Source organism: Bdellovibrio sp. 22V, assembly GCF_030169785.1.
In the GTDB taxonomy this organism is placed as follows: Bacteria; Bdellovibrionota; Bdellovibrionia; order Bdellovibrionales; family Bdellovibrionaceae; genus Bdellovibrio.
The window spans coordinates 1,597,654-1,615,205 of record NZ_CP125854.1 but is presented as its reverse complement, the minus strand read 5'-3'; the positions used below and the strand labels follow the sequence as shown (position 1 = coordinate 1,615,205).

Genomic DNA, 17,552 nt, shown 5'->3' with positions numbered 1-17,552 from the left:
TTTCGTCCCTGCACAAAAAAGCCGCAGAGAACTGCGGCCCTAAGGAACTTTTTATAGGCTTGTCGCCATTATCGACATTGACCCGTGTAGTGAGTCAGCAGCGTTTCTTCGAAGTCTTCGCGCTCTTCTTCACTCACGATATACGCACCCAATGCACGTGTGCCTTCGATACCGAAGCGACCGATAACTTCGGGAGCTGTGAAATCTGCGCGCAAATTATCGAAGTAAATGTAAGAATCTTTGTAAGGATAGTTAGAGTCATACACACGGATAGCGATCATCCCATTGGACATCTTCTGATAAGACTTTGCCATCACAACGTGCTGAGTAGTACGGCCCGCACGAAGATTAATCAGAGTCAAACGGCGTCCATCCAAGTTCCGCATCAACTGGGCAATTGTCTCACGGTTTCTCGAGTCCAAACGCTCACCACCGCCGAACACCATTCCGACGTTGGAAACTCTGAAGAAATGATCGGCTTGATTGGCTTGAATATCGAGACGGAAATTGCGCTGCACTTTTTGATTGTCATCGAAGTTTTGCGTATACCCGATGAGCAAACGATTCCACAATCCATTCAGTGATTGTGCACTTTCATAAAAATTGCTCTGCTCAACAGCGAAGACCTGATACTTTTTTAACTTCACCGCCATGTACGTCGATTCATTTGTCCTTGGATTAGACGAATCGTCGCCATAATACATTCCCACTTTCGGGACCACGGAAGCTCGGCGAACCATGTCCAGAAGCGAAGCCACACGGTCATCCATACTGCGCGGGCTGTGGCTGTTATAACGGGCTAGGTAAGAAACCATCCGCTGTGTGCTCGAAAGCGCCCAGCAACCGGCAATCGTCGCCACACCACTGCGGAACGGCCAATTCACGATGGGAAGATTTCTTTTTTCGTCAAAAGCATCGGGCCGGATCGCCGCATAGATCGAGCCGACGTGAAGATTACGGCAACTGAGGTTTCTCACCAAGGAATCGTCGATGGATTTGTTTGAAATGAACCGACCTTGCGTCACGCGGGCACCATAGGCCTTTTCAGCAGTGGCGATAAAAGAGGTCGCCATTCCAGCGACAAACAACAGGGAAAGTTTTAAAGCTCGCATTCAACGTTCCTTTCTTTTGCAACGTCGAAGGCTAAAGCAATTCACAATCCAGGGCGAGAAGCTGTTTAAGGGATTTTCAGCTGACTAAGAATTTGACAGGTGACTTTAGAGGGCCGCGGAACACGGCCCTTCGGATTTCAAAGAACTAGAAGTTAATACCAAGACCGACAGTGCCGTAGAACGTGTTCAGCTCGGCTTTTTGATTCAAGGAAGTATCGGTGAAGCTGTAGCGTTTCATACCGAAGCCCGCCTCACCAAAGTAACGGTCCGTCCATAAAACTTTACCGTGGAAGTTCAATGACATCGGAGCATCCAGCTTCACTTTGCTGTCCATCGAGCTCACATAGTAAATGAATTCCATGTCCACCCATTTTGGATAACGGAAAATTGGAAGCAAGTTAAAGAAGTCATCAAATACTTTCGGCATCGAACGCGCCCAGAAGGCACCCACACCCAACATCGGTGCTTTCAATTCATCAAACGTCACATTCTGATAAGAAACCATACCGCCGACGGATTCATCGCGGCCCCACAATCCCGGAGTCGCACGGTATTTGAAGTCCAACGTCATAACGCTCAATGGAGCCGTATTACCCGCCGTATCCACCTTCAACTGATTGAAGGACTGGAAGTACTTGAAGCTCACGCCCCAACGCTGACGAGACAACCAATAATTCGTCCAACCAAAAAGATCTTCGAACCACTGATTGTAGGCCAGCTCGCCCATGATTACAAAATCGCTCGAAGCTTGAACACCCGTGAAGCGGCCTGAAAGCTCGCGCGGATAGCCTTTATAAAGTTCGAAATAAGATTTATAAGTTTTGCCTTCGAATTCAACGTTCAAGTACGAACGATTGATCTGCCCACGCTCTGTCGCTTTGAAGTGCCACACAAAAGCAGCGGGATCTCTTTCATTTGTTTCGACCGCGTTTTGTTCCGAGCTGATATTCGCCAGAGGTTGCTTCCGTCCCTCCAGCTTGATGCCGTCAATGTACGTTCCTGTCGGAGTTCTACGGCTTAAATACACACGTGATTGTGCGCGCGGAATTTCAGAAAGTTCAAATTTCTGTTTGAAAACCCCGCCGCCCTGGCCTGGAAGATAAATTTTAGGATCGTCTTTTTTAATAACGGACGCCCAGAATTTGCGAGGATCCCCGATCGTCGCTTCAAAACCCAACATCTTCGTCAAAGAACTGTATTGATCCGGATTCAAAATAATCGAGCGCCCCAAGGGGCGTGTGTCATAACCAACGATGCGCAAAACGCCGGGTTTCTTGGTATCGGAAATATCCATCAGCTCCAGTTTGTTTGGAACTGTCACGAATTCGTAAGACTCTCCCGTACCAAGCTCCGCAAAGAAAGCGGTGGGCATATCAACAGCCACCGGCACGGAGTTTTTCAATGCCGCTTCTTCATTTTGCACGAGCACACGTGGCGTTGTTGGATCTTGACGAACTTTTCCCATGATCACGTTGTTACCGGAAGACTTCGTCCCATAACGTTGCGAACACATCTTCGTTTGATTGCGACCATCTGTTTGCGTGATACAAAAACGGAATGAATCTTTTTGCCCCCAGAATGGCGCATTCGTGGACTTCACGTCCGTGATCGCATAAGCAGAGCCGAAAATTCCAGAGCGAGCCACGTCCTTGGCAGCAGCTCCGCGCGTGATCAAGCCCTTACGCCATTCATCGAGTTGTTTCTGCCAGCGCACGTGATCGTCTTGCGAAAACGAGTACGTCCATAAAACTGTGCCCGTGCGTGAAATCATCTCCAGCGTTCCGTGAGTCATCAGCTTGTCAGGCCAGGCCATGACCAAAGCAAACTTCTCGGCCTCACCGCTGCTCAATACTTGGTTCAACTGAGAATGAGTTTTACCCAAAGGAAGCAATGCGAAGAAAAAATTCTTCTCGCTAAAAAGAACATTCCCGATTCTCAATACCTTTCCATTTGCCGCGGAAAGATCGTACTCCAACTCCAAAGGCGGAAGAATCACACCGTTATCGAGCTGATCGAAATAGAGGGGTTTATTAAATTCCCGGGTTGCCGCGGTTTTTAGCAAAGATTTTTGCGGTGCTGGAATCTCTTCTTGAGTTTCCGCGGGAGCCGCCGGAGGTGCCGCCGATGGAGCGGTTTGTTCTTGAGCCTGTGCGAGCGTTCCAAAAGTCATTACGAGGGACAAAACAAGATGCTGCGCAATATTCACGATGATACCTCTTTGATTGTTCTTTTAAAATTTTAGTAAATGCGAGGTTTCGTAACAAGCTAAAATATTGGACTGTCTGGGATTTTCGGATTATTAAGACGTCTTAAACCCGAAGGAGCCTTATGTCTTCCGCTCGTACGATCTACCACATGAGAGTCGAACAAATCATCGATCACACGCCCACGGTGCGTGAGTTGGTTCTCAAAACAGAAACTCCGGCTGAATTTAGCTTTAAAGCAGGCCAATTCGTCATGCTTAACATCCCTCAAGGTGAAGCGAAGCCGATTTTGCGTGCTTATTCTATCTCTTCCGATGACCGCATTAAGAATGGCTTCCGTCTTCTTTTTAAATTCGTCGAAAACGGCGTAGCCTCGACTTTTGTTTGGAACCTCAAAGGCGGCGAGCTCATCAACTTCACAGGACCTTTCGGTAAAGTGTTCTTTCAAGAGCCGCCGACAGAGCAAATCGTTTTCCTCAATACCGGCACAGGCCTTTCGCAGCACCTTTGCTATCTTCTTTCCAAGAAAGAGCAATATCCGAATTTGAAGTACCGCATGCTCTTCGGAGTGCGCACGGAAAAAGACATGTACTATCAAAAAGAGATCGAGGCTTTGCAGTCAGAACTCAAGGACTTTAAGTTCGAGTTTGTACTGAGCCGCCCTTCTGAAACGTGGACTGGAAAAAAAGGTTACGTTCAGCATTTTCTTTCTGAGTTTGACTATAAAAACATTCCGACAACGTTCTACCTTTGCGGCAACGGCGGCATGATCAAAGAAGTGAAGCATCAGTTGATCGAAGTCGACGGTTTCGACAAAACAAAAATTTGGGCCGAAGCTTTTGACTAAAAAGCAGGCCGTGCTTGAGATGATTTTGGCCGGAATCCTTTGGGGTTTCGGCTTCGTCGCGACGGTCTTTGCCTTGCGCGCTTTTACTCCCGTTGAAACTCTTTTTTATCGCTTTGTCGTCGCTTTTTTTATCGGCGAAATTCTTTATCTTTCGTTTAAAGGTCCCAACTTCACAAGTCTTCGCGAAGAACTCCTGCGCGCCCTTCCCGCAGGTTTGTTGTTGGGTGGAATGCTGCTTCTGCAAACTATCGGTTTGAAATACACCACAGCCAGCAAGAGCGGATTTCTGACCAGTCTTTACGTCATTCTTGTTCCCGTTTTGAATTCGTGGTTCTTTAAGACGAAAAGCTCGTGGCAGAACTATGCTTTGACGGTTCTTGCTCTGATTGGAACTTTTATTTTGATCGGCGGGCGTATTGAAGGCGTTAACGTCGGCGATCTGTGGACGATCGGTTGCTCCCTCTTTGCGGCTTTTCATATTATTTATATCGGGAAAATCTCGAACAAAGTCGGCAACGCTTTTCGTTTTAACAATTTTCAGTCGATGTGGTGTTTGCTCGCTTTAACGCCGCTTTTGCTGGCGCAAGAAAAAACCTCTTTGCCTGTTGTTGAGGTCCTGCCGTGGCTGGGGATTCTTTGCCTCGGTATCGGTTCCAGCGTGATTGCCTTTTACTTACAAATCCGCACACAAAGGATTCTCTCGGATTCGACAGCAAGCATGCTGTTCCTTCTCGAATCCCCTTTCGCGGCGCTCTTCGGATTCCTGATTCTGAGCGAACGCCTGAGCCTTTTCCAAACCTCCGGCGCCCTGATCATTCTGCTGGCGTCAGTCCTCCAAATCTGGCTCGACCCCGCCAACAAAAAATAGCCCTCGGACTTCAGAAACAGGGCCCTGGGCCCTTTTCTAGTGATGGTTGTTTTGGAGGTCGTTGCCCTTTTTGAGTGACCAGAAGAAGGACGTGATGATGATGATGCCGCCACTAAGGCCCGTAAACCATTCAGGGATGTGCAAGAATGGATCTGAAAGCATGATCATTGCCAATAAACCGATCGCGTAGAAAGCGCCGTGCTCAAGGAACGCGAATTTCGTCAAAGCTTCTTTTTCAACAAACATGATCGTTAAACTACGAACGAAGAAGGCGCCGATACTTAAACCAATCATGATGATGAACAGATTGTGCGTGATCGCGAACGCGCCAACGACACCGTCAAAGCTGAATGAAGCATCCAAGACTTCAAGATACAAGAACATGCCCGCGCTTGCTTTGTGCACGTCTTTCATTTGCCCGTCAGAAGCTTCCAACCAAGAACCGATCCCGTCCACGATCACGTAAGTGATCAGACCCGCCATACCCGCCATAATAAATGGCAACGCTTTTTCATCCGGCAAGAAGTGCGCGATGATCGCAAGAATAATCAAGCTGAGTGCCACTTCGATCGCTTCGACTTTGCTGCCCAAAAACGCCGTCGGTTTTTCGATAAAAGGAATCCAATGCAGGTCTTTGCTTTCGTCGTAGAAATACTTCAGCGCCACCATCAACAGGAACGCGCCCCCGAAGGCCGCGACTTCCAAGTGCGCCGACAACATCAACTGCGCATAATCGTCCGGACGAGTTGCCGCCATCACAAGAGCTTCCCACGGACTGACATGAGCAATAAACGTGACGATGAGCAGAGGGAAAACCAAACGCATTCCGAAGACGGCGATCAACATACCCCAAGTCAGGAAGCGATGACGCCACACCGGAGTCATCTCTTTCAAAACAACCGCATTCACGATCGCATTGTCGAAGGAAAGAGAAATTTCAAGAACCGCCAAAACCGAGGCGATGAACAAAGCTTGCAGCCCTGCTCCCACAGTCCCACCGTAGTAATGACCTACAAAGTAAGACGCGATCAAACCAATAATTGTAAAGATAAAGGAGCCCGTAAAGTATTTCATCCCTCAAGATTTCTTCGATTCTTGAGGGGATGTCAAATCACTTCAAAACGGACTTTAAGAATTTGCCGGTTTCACTGCTCGAAACTTTAGCAACTTGTTCAGGAGTACCCACCGCCACGATGCGGCCGCCGCCCTTTCCACCATCCGGTCCCAAGTCAATCACGTGATCTGCGGTCTTAATGACCTCCAGATTGTGTTCGATCACGAGAACGGTGTTGCCCTGATCCGCAAGCTCTTGAATCAATTCCACAAGCTTACGAACATCGTCAAAGTGCAAACCTGTTGTCGGTTCATCGAGGATATATAAAGTCTTGCCGGTGCCGCGACGAGAAAGCTCCTTAGAAAGCTTCACGCGCTGAGCTTCCCCACCCGACAATGTCGTCGAGCTTTGCCCAAGCGTCATATAATCCAAGCCTACTCGGTGCAAAGTATCCAGCTTACGGTAAATCTGCGTGTGATTGCGGAAAAACTCGAGAGCTTCCCCCACACTCATTTCCAAGACGTCGGCAATCGACTTGCCTTTGTATTTAATATTTAAAGTCTCGCGATTGTACCGACGGCCTTGGCACGTGTCGCACGTGACAAAGACATCGCTAAGGAAGTGCATTTCGACACGGATCTGCCCATGCCCCAAACACGTTTCACAGCGACCGCCTTTGACGTTGAAACTAAAACGGCCCGGTTCATAACCCCGCAGTTTCGAGTCCGGTAAGTTCGCAAACAGATCACGAATCATCGGGAACAAACCGACATACGTCGCAGGAGTTGAACGCGGCGTTCTTCCGATCGGTCTTTGGTTGATATCGATGACCTTATCGAGCTTATCCAAGCCCTCGATTTTTTTGTAGGGAGACGGACTCGCCAACGCTTTAAAGAAATGTTTCGCTAAAATTTTATAAAGCGTATCGATAATCAGCGTACTTTTCCCAGAGCCGGAAACACCGGTCACAGCGGTGAACGTTCCCAATGGAATCGTCATATCGACATTCTGCAAATTGTTTCCCGATGCGCCGATAATACGCAGCTCTTCGCCGTTCCCTTTGCGACGTTCTTTAGGAACTGGAATACGCAGCTCCCCTTTTAGGTAACGTCCTGTCAGCGAACGCGGATCGTTCGCCAATTCATCGGGAGTGCCTGACGCCATTTTTTCTCCGCCAAGGACACCCGCGCGCGGGCCCAGGTCGACAACGAAATCGGCATAGCGAATCGTGTCTTCATCGTGCTCGACCAACAAAATCGTATTCCCGCGATCCTTCAACTCTCCGATGATATGCAAAAGTCTGTGGTGATCACGCGGATGCAAACCGATACTTGGTTCGTCCATCACGTAAAGAACGCCGATCAAAGAAGAACCCACTTGCGTCGCCAAACGAATACGCTGAGCTTCCCCGCCCGAAAGCGTGCGCGAAGGACGGCTCAGCGACAAATACCCCGTGCCCACCCGGATCAAATAATCCAAGCGGCCAAGAATTTGTTTAACGATTTTTTCCGCAATCAGTTGATCTTTGCTCTTCCATTGAATTTTCGAAATCCACTCGCGCAATTCAACGGCACCCAAATCAGAAAGTTCCGCAATCGTCTTTCCGCCCAGACGAATATTCAAAGCTTCTTGTTTCAAACGCGAGCCGTGACAATCGGGGCACGCGGAAAGCTCCATCTCCTCGCCTTCTTCTTCATCTTCGTCAGAGGTTTTTTTGCCTTTGTATTTATAGACAACTTTATCGAGTTTTTTGCCGCCAACCTCTGAATCAGAAAACTGTTCTTCCTCAACAAGGTCAATAGTGCCTAAGCCATTACAAGTAGCACAAGCGCCACGAGGATTGTTGAAACTAAAAAGACGCGGTTCAATTTCCGGGAAGCTGTAACCGCACTCAGGACAGGCCGAGTGCAGCGAATAAGACGTTCTTTGCCCATCAAGAGTTTCAATGATCACACGGCCATTTGCCATGGAAAGAGCTGTGTTGATGCTCTCTGAAAGACGGAGTTTCATCGTGTCTTTCAAAATCAACTGGTCCACGACAAGATCAATGTCATGCGTTTTCGTTTTCGCAAGCTTCGTCGCTTTATCAAGATCAATCATCTTGCCGTCGACTTTCGCTTTCACGAAACCTTTTTTCGCCCAACGCTGGAACTCCGCTAAGAACTCCCCTTTTTTTCCGGAAGCCATCGGCGCCAGAACATAGAATTTTGTTCCCGCGCTTTTCTTCATCACCTCTTCGATGATTTGCTGCGGAGTTTGACTGCTCACCGGAATATGATGAATGGGGCACTCTGGCACGCCGAGCTTTGCGTAAAGCAAACGCAAATAATCGTAAATCTCTGTCACCGTTCCGACAGTAGAGCGCGGATTCGTGCTCACCGATTTTTGATCGATCGCAATCGCCGGAGAAAGCCCCGTAATCGAATCCACTTCCGGTTTTTTCAACTGTTCAAGAAAATTGCGGGCGTACGCCGAAAGACTTTCGACATAACGGCGCTGACCTTCGGCATACACCGTATCGAAAGCTAAAGAGGATTTTCCACTGCCACTCAAACCTGTAAAGACCGTGATCTTGTTACGAGGAATGGTGACACTCACATCCTTGAGATTGTGTTCTTTGGCGCCCTTGACTACGATTCCATCTTCAGCTTGTGACATAAGTCCTCATTCTAGGCCGAGGACAATGCGCTTCGCAAGAGACTATTGAAAACCAAAGCCGCATTTGCGTTTTAAATACGCATCAGCGTCAGAGTCTGAGAAATACTTGAAATGCACCGCAGATCTTTGGCTTTGGTCAGGCCAAAGTTCTTTCACCGGCACGCGACATGTGCGCGAGCCTTTTGTGACAGTTGCCAAGCCTTTAGCCTGCAAACGCGGCTCTTCTCCACGGCGATCCACACGAATCATCACACCAGAACCTTTATACGAGATTTTGGCAGGGTCCAATTCGCGCACGCCGCGAGTGATCGGACCGTTTTCAGAAAGCACGCCGCCAAGAACCTCTTTGGTATTTTTATCAAAGACCACAGTTTCACCCGTCGGCAATGTCACGATGTGTTTGTTTCCTTGCGTGCGCACATGCGGCAACGTTTTGCGTGGCAGTAAAATAAAATAACTTTCCTGCGTTTGACTGATCGTCGAATTCGGCATGTCGCTGATCGCAAAACCCAAATCCTGCCGGGCCCCGGCTTCAAAATCAAAAGACCACTCACGCATGCGTGAACGATCGCCACCACCCGGCACGATCGCGTTCGGTCCGCGATTCATAAACTTAAAACGACCTGGCTCCGTATCGCCTTCAAACGTGCAAACATCATAGCTGTCAGGATGCGAACCGCAACGCACGGGACGGATACTATGCGGATTGATTGTCCTCTTGGGAGGATTCAAGGTGGGAGTTTCTTGACCTGCTTGAGGAGCGCCCAACGGTTCCGGCAGCGGTGTTCCCCAAATCGGAGGAGGCGCAATATCACGGGCATATTCATTCGCGACTTTACAATCGTCACAAGGTCCACCGGGAAGTTCCGAAGCCTTGACGGCTTCATTTCCTTTTTTAACGGCTTCATTGACAATCTCTGCCGCGTCTTCCACCGCAGGCACACGAAGGGCTTCCGTTTCTTGCGTGGTTTTGACGTGACTTGCGTCTTCAACCCGAGTCACGGGTTTTTCTTCCTGCATTTTGTCTTCGCTCGGATAAAGCTTCATCGCAGGGTCCGAAGATTTATAATAAACCCAGACGCTTTGCCCTTTACGTGAGCCAGTCATGACTTCGACTTTCAAACCATAGTTACCCGAACTAAAAGCTTTGCTTTCTTGAATGCGGGCTTTAGTGCCGGGAGGAAGAACATATTTAACGTTTTTCGTGGATTTTAAAAAGTTCGCAGAGTAGCGCGCATTGAAATAGCCTTGCAGTTCAATGATGTCATTGCCCTTAAAACCAAAGCTTAAAAATGCGAAGAGGACGAGCGCCCCACTTTTCAAAGTGTTCTTCATGTCCTCTTCGTATCGGTCGTATCAAATTAAGTCTTAAATGTTTATGTCGCAGACTTCGCCTGGCAAGCTGGACATACGCCGTAAAGCTCAAGAATATGATGAGTCAGTTTGAAACCAAATTGGTTCGCGACCTTCTCTTGCAAACTCTCAATCGCTTTATTTTCGAATTCACAGATCTTACCGCATTTTACACACGTTAAATGGTCATGGTGACCCTTTGGTGTTAATTCATAACGAGCCGGCAATCCGCCCATACGAACTTCCGTTACGAAAGCACCCTCTGTCAAAGTACGAAGAAAACGGTACACCGTCGCAAAGCCAATATCAGGATGATCTTTATTGAGTTTTTCGTAAAGTTCTTGAGCGGTGACGTGACGACGGCCCTCGTGCAAGGACTTCAAGATCGCCATTCTCTGTGTCGTCACCTTCAGGTTTAAAGCACGAATAATACGCTTTAATTCCGAGTCATCGAACTCGTCCTGGTGAACGACGATATCTTCATCATGTTGTCTTGGCAGGAATGGAACGGAGTCTTTACCCATGAACACCTCAAAGGAACTTTTATAGAGGAAAGATCCTTTGAAGTCCATTTTTATTAAGAATCATTTTCAATTGGTTATTATTACACGGCGGAAAGGGCGCAAAAACCGAGAAACCCTAAAAATGACGCAGCTTTAGCCCCTTCGAGATGTGCGAAACCGCGTTGTGCGGATGCAAACTCTCGACATGACTGAACTCAGCAACGTAATCCAAGATTTCGGCTTTCTCGTCCAACGCTTCTTTCACGCGGCGAGCAGCATCTTCACAGAACATCAAGTTCTGTCCGTTACGAAGAGCAAACTCCTGCTCGTCTTCTCTCTTCACCGCTCCCTGCACCGCCGTCTGCAAGGCTTCTTCAACGATGTCGATCAAAGCGCCATAATCGTAATTCGGGCCGACTTCCGCCTTCACGCGCGCAAAACTTCTTTGCGCATGAGGTGTTGCCACAATCCCCTGCGGAGTTCCCAACCACGAGTGAACAACATCATAATCCAAAGACTGATTTTCAAACTGCTGCTTAAAACCGTCTTGAATGAGCTGTCTCGACAACGCCGCCGAAGCCGGGCACGTGCTTGAATAAGTCACGACGACTTCGACATAGTAACTCTTCACACCCTCTTCATTGAAGGCCGAAAGAATCACTGGATAAGAGCGCCACGCCTGATTCGCACTTTTCAAAGCCTTGCGCACAAGAGGAGCTTCGAACTGCACCTGCACCAATGCTTGCGTGGAAAGGTCTTCGTGAGTTTTCAAAAACTCGTCGGTGGTTTTGCCGAGAAGATCCAAAGACATTTCATTTTTAGAGATCGTCTCTTGCGTGATGAGATACAGACGAGACATGTGAATGCCACGAGAAGGCTTTTTATCAAGACTTACCTTGGCATCCACACGTGCAGGAATCCTGTACACGCCATCACTTTGTTTGAGTAAAAGAGGAACTTCAATGGAACCCATCCCAACCCAGTCAATGGGCGCATACTTTTCAGAATGGGTTTCTTTTGCTACATCGGGAAGATTTTTTTTCGTCATAACTTGGTCCAACTGACTTAAGCTTCTACCGCAATTTCCCTCCGTTGGCTCTTAAATTATAGTTTTTACAGAGAAGGAATGATGGCGCGGCGCTACTACCTACCCAAAAACTCAACAAGCCTTTAGGTTGAAAGGGTATGGCACAAAAACAACTCATTCTCGCAAGCACTTCTAAATACCGCCAAGAGCTTCTTTCTCGATTGGCTTACACTTTTACGTCCCAAGCGCCCTTGATCGACGAAGAAAAAGAGAAAGATCCGAGCCTTTCTCCAAGAGCTCTGGCCGAAAAACTCGCGTATTTGAAAGCCGCAAGCCTCAAAGCTCCGGGCCGCGTCGTTATTGGCGGCGACCAGTTGGTCTCCTTCGAAGGCCGCATCATTGGCAAATCACACACGCGCGAAAAAGCCGTCGAACAGCTTCTTGCGATGCAAGGCAAGACGCACGAGCTGATCACGGCGATCTGTGTTTTTGACGGCGACAAGCCCATTCCTTATACCGATATCACACGCATGCACATGAAGCCTTTAAGCCGCGAAAAAATCGAGCGCTACGTGGATTTGGATCAGGCGACCGATTGTGCCGGCAGTTATAAAATTGAAAAACACGGAATCCAGCTTTTTGAAAAAATCGAAAGCCAAGATTTCACGGCGATTCAAGGTTTGCCCTTGATTGAACTCAGCAAAATATTAGAGAATTTAGGTCTATGACAGAGATACAAAAAAAACTTTTTGAAGCTGCGGCGACCGCACAAAAACGCGCACACGCCCCCTACTCGAACGCTCACATCGGCGCAGCCGTTTTAATGAGCGACGGCACCATTCATGCCGGATGCAATGTTGAAAATGCCTCTTTCGGTGGAACTGTTTGCGCGGAACGCGTGGCGATTTTTAAAGCGGTCAGTGAAGGCGCTCACAAACAAATCAAAGAAGTCCTGGTGATCAGTGATGCTGAAAAACCCTGGCCTCCATGCGGCTTTTGTCGTCAAGTGATTGCAGAATTCGCCAACGAACAAACCGTCATTCACACGGCCAACCTGCAAGGCAAAATGAAAACCTTCGCCTTCCCCGAGATCTTCCCGGAAGCGTTCACACCAAAACATTTAGATTAATTCTTGAGGTACGGCCTTACTTTTGGTTGTGCAACTGCTCAACCAAAAGTAAGGCCGTACCGCTAGCGGTAACTTTCGAAGTAGGCGTTGAATTTTCCCGAGCGGGCTTTCAGTTGTGCCGAAAGCTCTTCTAAAGCCTTTAAGTACAGGCGAAATTCTTCGCCCTTTTCTTTTTTCAGAACGTGCGCTGCGACCGCCAAAGTTTCGAGGGCTTCTATACGGCGCGCTTCCGTTTGTTCAGAGGTCAGAGCTGACTTTGCAGGCTCGACGGAAAAATTCACACGCACTCCATAGTGATCCGACCATGGCTTGCGCGGAGTCCCCCGCATATTCACCTGTCCTTCGATGGCTTTCAACGTCGTCGCAGATTCGCCCACATTCGAGAAAAAGATATAGTCAAACGTGTGATCCGAAAGAAGCCAACCCAAAGGATTTCCCGCGCAATAAGTGCAGTAGCCTTTCGGGTAACCGCCGAGAAATTCCTCCATCGAATCATGCATACCCAACGTCAGCATCACAAGCTTGCGCTCAAGACTGTCGACATCGGCATTAAAATCACCTGACAAAAGAAGTTTCAGTTGCGGATTCTCCATCCGCCAGCGCAACAAATCCAAAATCTGCGTAATCCGCACAGAGGAGCTAGAGGGATGCAGATGTGTATTCATAAAAAAGAAATCTTCATCGATACCAAAGAAACCCGCGCGCACAACATGGAAGGCTTTTTTAACATTCAACGCATCACGAACACTGTCCATGACGCCACCTTCGTTGTTCACAGTGAAATTCACTGTTTCTTTGCCTTTAATGTCGCCCATAAACAACGACATCACGCCGATGCGCGAGTCGCGATTAGGCGTCGTCATAGAATATTGGTGACGCAGATTTTTTTCGATTTTATTGATGTGAGACTCATTCCAGACTTCTTGCAAATGCACGACATCACACTTGGGAAGGGCCTGCAAAAATCCCGTCATCCGCTCGGTACGCTCTTCAAGACCACTTGCATAGACGGGCCCATAGGCATTGAAGTTTTGCAGGCAAAAACGCGGCGGGCGATTGTCAGGCTGCCAATACTGCTCGGCATGGACCTGGGAACCCAGCAACAATGTACCAAGGACTAAAAGCTTTGAAAGATTCATACACCCTCGCCAACAAACGTCTTTGGCGTCTGATCTTTCAAGTTTTATACAAAGCCGAGAGGCCCTTTAAAAGGTTCTTGGCTGTCTAATAATAAGACAGGGACTTTCCGCGCCCTTCCGATGACGGCATTGGCAACGGCTCCGACCAAGGAACCTCTCCGGAAAGAAGCATACTGACATCACGGCGAGAGAACATTTTCGCGAAGTCGATGGCCATCATGCCTTGAGCATTTTTTAAAAAAGGATCAGCGCCTCGCTGCAACAGAAGAGCTACAATTCCCGTGAGACCTTTAAACGCCACGCCCATCAAAGCCGTATTGCCTCCGGTGTCCATCGCATCCACGTCAGCGCCTTTATCCAAAAGAAGGCGCACCAGATCCATCTGATCATTGTAAGCGGCAATCATCAGAAGACTGTGGCCACGTCGGTTTTTCTCTTCAAGAGAACCGCCGCGCTCAAGATATTCCAGAACGCTTTCTCTCTCACCTTTACGGACATTTTCAAAAATGGGGGCTTCGGAAACGACAGATCTTTTGTACTCTTCCCAAGTAATCATCTCTTCTCCACTCGGCGCTTATTTTTCTTTGCAAGTGACGTCAGCTTGAGGCGCTTCGAAATCGTCAGCGTGCAAGATGCACTCAAACTTCACGGTGCTGATGGCATTGATCCGACCGCCATAAGAGGTTTCCTCGGCAGGAACAAAGACGCTGTAAACGCGATCTTCATAGCCGGGTTCGCGATCGCCCTCGTCGGGACCGGTCACTTTTCCATAGTAGGTTTCATTCTCTGTTTCGATGATTTTAAAATCGGCGGCTTTAAGAACTTTCGGAATCACTTGTTCTTCATTGCGAAAACCGTTGGCTTTTTCTTGGCGGACCGTCTGCAATTTTTTGGCGATGTCCGTGGAACCGTCATTCGCCAAAGAGATAAACTTCGCTACAACCTGCGCATCTCTATCGACCGCTGCGTGAACAGAAGGGCCGACCAATAAAGCGCCCATGAGAAAACAGACCGTTTTCATAAAATCCTCCGCCAGATTTTGGGATGAGGTATATTTACCACTGAGTCGTGTCATCACCCTATTTACTTTTCAGTAATCAAATTTCGACAAATGGATTATGACTGTTCACATGGATATCACAGCCTTCAACAAAAAAGCCTGGAACTGGCAAGTCGACAACAACAATCCTTGGACAATTCCCGTTACATCTGAAGCAGTTAACAAAGCTCGCAACGGCGAATGGTCTGTCCTTTTAACTCCGGAAAAACCGGTGCCATCTTCGTGGTTTCCGAAGATGACAAATTTGCAAGTCTTAGCGCTGGCTTCCGGCGGAGGCCAACAAGCGCCGCTCTTTGCGGCGGCAGGCGCTAAAGTCACCGTTTTTGACAACTCTCCCAGTCAGTTGGCGCAAGATCGTATGGTTGCAGACAGAGACAAACTCGCCCTCACAACCGTTGAAGGCGATATGGCTGACTTGTCTTGTTTTGCCGACAGCTCTTTCGATTTTATCTTTCATCCTTGCTCAAACTGTTTTGTTCCCGATGCGAAACCTGTGTGGAAAGAAGCTTACCGCGTTTTGAAAAAAGGCGGCACGATGATCGCAGGCTTTTGCAATCCGGTTCTTTTCACCATAGATCTGGATTTAGAAAAACAAGGCATCGTACAAATGAAGTACAAAGTCCCCTTTTCCGATGCCACGAGCCTTACGGAAGAAGAGCGTCTGAAATATTTCGGACCGAATGAACCTTTGAATTTCGGGCATACTTTACAAGATCTCATTGGTGGCCAGACAGATGTCGGCTTTGCGATTACGGGATTTTATGAAGATTCCTGGAAAGGCACGGCTCCTATCCACGACTTCCTTCCCTGCTTCATCGCGACGAGAGCGCTAAAGATTTAAGTTTCCTTCAAAGATTACTTGAAAGCGACCTTGTAGTTGGCGCCGAGATATTCAATCTCGATATTTTGCAACGAGCTGCCGGAAGGAAGCTTCGTCTGCAAAAGAGACGGCAAAGAATTTTGCAATTCAGAAGCCTCTTTCTGCGCGAGTTTCTTTAAAAGCAAAAAACCCTCGTGCTGATAGTCGGCTTCACATCCTTGCACTCGGTGCCACTCGAAGTTCACGCGAAGGAGATCGAATTTTTCGTTTTTTGGCAGACTTTCAATATAGTGCGGATAAGTGAACATCATTTCTTCGGGAGACTGTTCATGACTCCATGAAAAAGACCAACCGCGCTCTTCGCAGAAACGCAGACTTGCCAGTTGTGCGCCTTCTTTTTCTGCTTTTTCCGTGAGATTCAGGCGTGCGACAGCCATCACTTCGGCAAACGCATGATTCACACTTTCGGAAGAAGATTCGAACAGAGTTGCTTCAAGATCTGTTTTAAGATCCTTCAACCACTCGTCCACAAGCATCAAGTTGACCGACATTCCCGAAAGAGGATCGATTTCTTTTGTAAATCCGGCAGCAAGATGAAATAGAAAGCCCCGTCGTGAAGACAGGGCTCCTTGGATAACTATCAAAATAGGAATCTCGCGAACGAATTGAAGCATTAGTTCAATTGCAACGCTTGCGTATTCATTGTCACCAATGATTTCGCGCGGAATTGGTTCACCCAGGCTTCGAACAAACCGTCGCCACGACGCTTCTGAGTCATTTCAACAGACATTGGCTCAAGAGCCTTTACTTCTTCAACTTTAGACTCTTTCAATTTCAAAACGTACTTCGCACTTCCGTCGCGCACCAAACGCTTCAACAAAGGCTCGTCCTTTTTAAGTTCGAAGATTGCTTCTGTCGCCACAGAGCTTGTGATTTTCGGGAAGCTTTCCGCACCCAACTCCACCAAACCTGTTTCTTCCCACGAAGCTTTAAGTTCCTTCAACTGCGCATTCACCGCAGCTTCGTCACCCTTTACAAGAGCTTCGTCCAAAGCTTTGATCGCGGCTTCGGCTTTTTCTTTCGTCATCGCCTTAGAAGCGGCTTCAGAATCGATCTTCACAAAAAGAACATTGATTTTTTGTGCACGCAATTGCTGCAACTTCGCCATTTCCACGGCTGTCGGCACAGCAACGATCTCGAACATCTGACGCGTACGGACGTTTGCGATGTCTTTACGAACTTTATTTTCGAAATCGCCCGGATTCATACGAGTCGACTCAAGATAGCGGCTGTAGAACTCTCTTTGGAATTGGCCGTTTTGCTGGAAGAACGGAATGTCTTTCACGATAAAGTCGCGAACTTCCGCGTCTGTCGCCATAATGCCATTTTTTTGCGCAGCTTGAGAGACCAATTCCATGCGGATCAAGTTCTCCAGAGCTTGCTGGCGCAGAAGTTGACGCTGAGAGCTGAAATCCATCGAGCCCCCAAAGAGGTTTTGGTAGTACTGCTGAATGCGATTTTCTTCCTGTTGAAAGTCAGCAATAGAGATCAAAGTGTTGTTCACACGAGCAACAGAACCCACGCCCCCGCTCATACGGTCGGACACTCCCGAAAAGACAAACACAAGAACGATCGCACCGAAGAGAACCATCGCTGTGATGCTCTTTGCAGAGAGCTTTCTTTTCATCTTTTCTACCATATTCTCGCTCATAAACTTTTCCTTCCTTAAACAAGCTTTCAAATAAGCGGTTCCATTACCCAACGATTTTTGCATTTTT

General features: G+C 48.0%; 17 protein-coding genes. 5 read left to right on the top strand and 12 right to left on the bottom strand.

Annotated features, from left to right (window positions below):
* Positions 1 to 68 precede the first annotated feature (68 nt).
* Positions 69 to 1,112: a hypothetical protein gene (locus QJS83_RS07815; protein ID WP_284608615.1), complete on the bottom strand. Its 1,044-nt coding sequence runs from the start codon at positions 1,110 to 1,112 to the stop codon at positions 69 to 71.
* A 145-nt stretch (positions 1,113 to 1,257) separates the two neighbouring features.
* Positions 1,258 to 3,318 (bottom strand): hypothetical protein, encoded by a 2,061-nt coding sequence (locus tag QJS83_RS07810; protein ID WP_284608614.1) that lies wholly within the window; start codon positions 3,316 to 3,318, stop codon positions 1,258 to 1,260.
* 122 nt (positions 3,319 to 3,440) lie between these two features.
* Here QJS83_RS07810 and QJS83_RS07805 point away from each other — a divergent pair, with 122 nt between their 5' ends.
* The gene (locus QJS83_RS07805; RefSeq protein ID WP_284608613.1) at positions 3,441 to 4,163 is read left to right on the top strand and encodes an FAD-binding oxidoreductase; all 723 of its coding nucleotides are present in this window, start codon (positions 3,441 to 3,443) and stop codon (positions 4,161 to 4,163) included.
* A 19-nt stretch (positions 4,164 to 4,182) separates the two neighbouring features.
* Positions 4,183 to 5,031 (top strand): DMT family transporter, encoded by an 849-nt coding sequence (locus QJS83_RS07800; RefSeq protein ID WP_284608793.1) that lies wholly within the window; start codon positions 4,183 to 4,185, stop codon positions 5,029 to 5,031.
* 36 nt (positions 5,032 to 5,067) lie between these two features.
* Here the strand turns inward: QJS83_RS07800 and QJS83_RS07795 are convergent, their stop codons facing one another.
* From QJS83_RS07795 to folE2, 5 genes are all read right to left on the bottom strand, one after another.
* Positions 5,068 to 6,105 (bottom strand): DUF475 domain-containing protein, encoded by a 1,038-nt coding sequence (locus QJS83_RS07795; protein ID WP_284608612.1) that lies wholly within the window; start codon positions 6,103 to 6,105, stop codon positions 5,068 to 5,070.
* 37 nt (positions 6,106 to 6,142) lie between these two features.
* The gene (uvrA, locus tag QJS83_RS07790) at positions 6,143 to 8,743 is read right to left on the bottom strand and encodes an excinuclease ABC subunit UvrA (protein ID WP_284608611.1); all 2,601 of its coding nucleotides are present in this window, start codon (positions 8,741 to 8,743) and stop codon (positions 6,143 to 6,145) included.
* A gap of 42 nt (positions 8,744 to 8,785) precedes the next feature.
* Entirely contained in the window at positions 8,786 to 10,078 is a 1,293-nt protein-coding gene (locus QJS83_RS07785; protein ID WP_284608610.1) for a hypothetical protein, read from the bottom strand.
* A 41-nt stretch (positions 10,079 to 10,119) separates the two neighbouring features.
* On the bottom strand, positions 10,120 to 10,620 hold the full coding sequence (locus QJS83_RS07780) for a Fur family transcriptional regulator (RefSeq protein WP_284608609.1): 501 nt from the start codon (positions 10,618 to 10,620) through the stop codon (positions 10,120 to 10,122).
* Positions 10,621 to 10,735: 115 nt separating this feature from the next.
* On the bottom strand, positions 10,736 to 11,647 hold the full coding sequence (folE2, locus tag QJS83_RS07775; protein WP_284608608.1) for a GTP cyclohydrolase FolE2: 912 nt from the start codon (positions 11,645 to 11,647) through the stop codon (positions 10,736 to 10,738).
* Between the two features lie 137 nt (positions 11,648 to 11,784).
* On the opposite strand from folE2, the gene QJS83_RS07770 reads away from it, so the two are divergent.
* Positions 11,785 to 12,354, top strand: coding sequence for a Maf family protein (locus QJS83_RS07770; protein ID WP_284608607.1), 570 nt, complete (start codon positions 11,785 to 11,787; stop codon positions 12,352 to 12,354).
* Positions 12,351 to 12,755: a cytidine deaminase gene (locus tag QJS83_RS07765; RefSeq protein ID WP_284608606.1), complete on the top strand. Its 405-nt coding sequence runs from the start codon at positions 12,351 to 12,353 to the stop codon at positions 12,753 to 12,755. The genes QJS83_RS07770 and QJS83_RS07765 overlap by 4 nt, the downstream gene beginning before the upstream one ends.
* Before the next feature lie 62 nt (positions 12,756 to 12,817).
* Here the strand turns inward: QJS83_RS07765 and QJS83_RS07760 are convergent, their stop codons facing one another.
* The 3 genes from QJS83_RS07760 to QJS83_RS07750 form a co-directional block, all read right to left on the bottom strand.
* Complete coding sequence (locus tag QJS83_RS07760) at positions 12,818 to 13,894, bottom strand: endonuclease/exonuclease/phosphatase family protein (protein ID WP_284608605.1); 1,077 nt, start codon at positions 13,892 to 13,894, stop codon at positions 12,818 to 12,820.
* A gap of 85 nt (positions 13,895 to 13,979) precedes the next feature.
* Complete coding sequence (locus QJS83_RS07755) at positions 13,980 to 14,450, bottom strand: ankyrin repeat domain-containing protein (protein ID WP_284608604.1); 471 nt, start codon at positions 14,448 to 14,450, stop codon at positions 13,980 to 13,982.
* An 18-nt stretch (positions 14,451 to 14,468) separates the two neighbouring features.
* On the bottom strand, positions 14,469 to 14,915 hold the full coding sequence (locus QJS83_RS07750) for a hypothetical protein (protein WP_284608603.1): 447 nt from the start codon (positions 14,913 to 14,915) through the stop codon (positions 14,469 to 14,471).
* A gap of 97 nt (positions 14,916 to 15,012) precedes the next feature.
* Between QJS83_RS07750 and QJS83_RS07745 the strand changes: the two genes are divergently transcribed.
* Positions 15,013 to 15,795 (top strand): class I SAM-dependent methyltransferase, encoded by a 783-nt coding sequence (locus QJS83_RS07745; protein ID WP_284608602.1) that lies wholly within the window; start codon positions 15,013 to 15,015, stop codon positions 15,793 to 15,795.
* 14 nt (positions 15,796 to 15,809) lie between these two features.
* On the opposite strand, the gene QJS83_RS07740 is transcribed toward QJS83_RS07745, so the two are convergent.
* On the bottom strand, positions 15,810 to 16,448 hold the full coding sequence (locus tag QJS83_RS07740) for a hypothetical protein (RefSeq protein WP_284608601.1): 639 nt from the start codon (positions 16,446 to 16,448) through the stop codon (positions 15,810 to 15,812).
* Positions 16,448 to 17,485, bottom strand: a complete 1,038-nt coding sequence (locus tag QJS83_RS07735) for a SurA N-terminal domain-containing protein (RefSeq protein WP_284608600.1) — start codon at positions 17,483 to 17,485, stop codon at positions 16,448 to 16,450. The genes QJS83_RS07740 and QJS83_RS07735 overlap by 1 nt, the downstream gene beginning before the upstream one ends.
* Positions 17,486 to 17,552: the final 67 nt, after the last annotated feature.

What these genes read in the sequence shown, in the direction of transcription:
- QJS83_RS07805 (WP_284608613.1), top strand. Translation starts at nt 3,441, where the DNA reads ATGTCTTCCGCTCGTACGATCTACCACATGAGAGTCGAACAAATCATC.
- QJS83_RS07815 (WP_284608615.1), bottom strand. Translation starts at nt 1,112, where the DNA reads ATGCGAGCTTTAAAACTTTCCCTGTTGTTTGTCGCTGGAATGGCGACC.
- QJS83_RS07760 (WP_284608605.1), bottom strand. Translation starts at nt 13,894, where the DNA reads ATGAATCTTTCAAAGCTTTTAGTCCTTGGTACATTGTTGCTGGGTTCC.
- QJS83_RS07785 (WP_284608610.1), bottom strand. Translation starts at nt 10,078, where the DNA reads ATGAAGAACACTTTGAAAAGTGGGGCGCTCGTCCTCTTCGCATTTTTA.
- QJS83_RS07800 (WP_284608793.1), top strand. Translation starts at nt 4,183, where the DNA reads ATGATTTTGGCCGGAATCCTTTGGGGTTTCGGCTTCGTCGCGACGGTC.
- QJS83_RS07795 (WP_284608612.1), bottom strand. Translation starts at nt 6,105, where the DNA reads ATGAAATACTTTACGGGCTCCTTTATCTTTACAATTATTGGTTTGATC.
- QJS83_RS07745 (WP_284608602.1), top strand. Translation starts at nt 15,013, where the DNA reads ATGACTGTTCACATGGATATCACAGCCTTCAACAAAAAAGCCTGGAAC.
- QJS83_RS07780 (WP_284608609.1), bottom strand. Translation starts at nt 10,620, where the DNA reads ATGGGTAAAGACTCCGTTCCATTCCTGCCAAGACAACATGATGAAGAT.
- folE2 (WP_284608608.1), bottom strand. Translation starts at nt 11,647, where the DNA reads ATGACGAAAAAAAATCTTCCCGATGTAGCAAAAGAAACCCATTCTGAA.
- QJS83_RS07750 (WP_284608603.1), bottom strand. Translation starts at nt 14,915, where the DNA reads ATGAAAACGGTCTGTTTTCTCATGGGCGCTTTATTGGTCGGCCCTTCT.
- QJS83_RS07735 (WP_284608600.1), bottom strand. Translation starts at nt 17,485, where the DNA reads ATGAGCGAGAATATGGTAGAAAAGATGAAAAGAAAGCTCTCTGCAAAG.
- QJS83_RS07765 (WP_284608606.1), top strand. Translation starts at nt 12,351, where the DNA reads ATGACAGAGATACAAAAAAAACTTTTTGAAGCTGCGGCGACCGCACAA.
- uvrA (WP_284608611.1), bottom strand. Translation starts at nt 8,743, where the DNA reads ATGTCACAAGCTGAAGATGGAATCGTAGTCAAGGGCGCCAAAGAACAC.
- QJS83_RS07740 (WP_284608601.1), bottom strand. Translation starts at nt 16,448, where the DNA reads ATGCTTCAATTCGTTCGCGAGATTCCTATTTTGATAGTTATCCAAGGA.
- QJS83_RS07755 (WP_284608604.1), bottom strand. Translation starts at nt 14,450, where the DNA reads ATGATTACTTGGGAAGAGTACAAAAGATCTGTCGTTTCCGAAGCCCCC.
- QJS83_RS07770 (WP_284608607.1), top strand. Translation starts at nt 11,785, where the DNA reads ATGGCACAAAAACAACTCATTCTCGCAAGCACTTCTAAATACCGCCAA.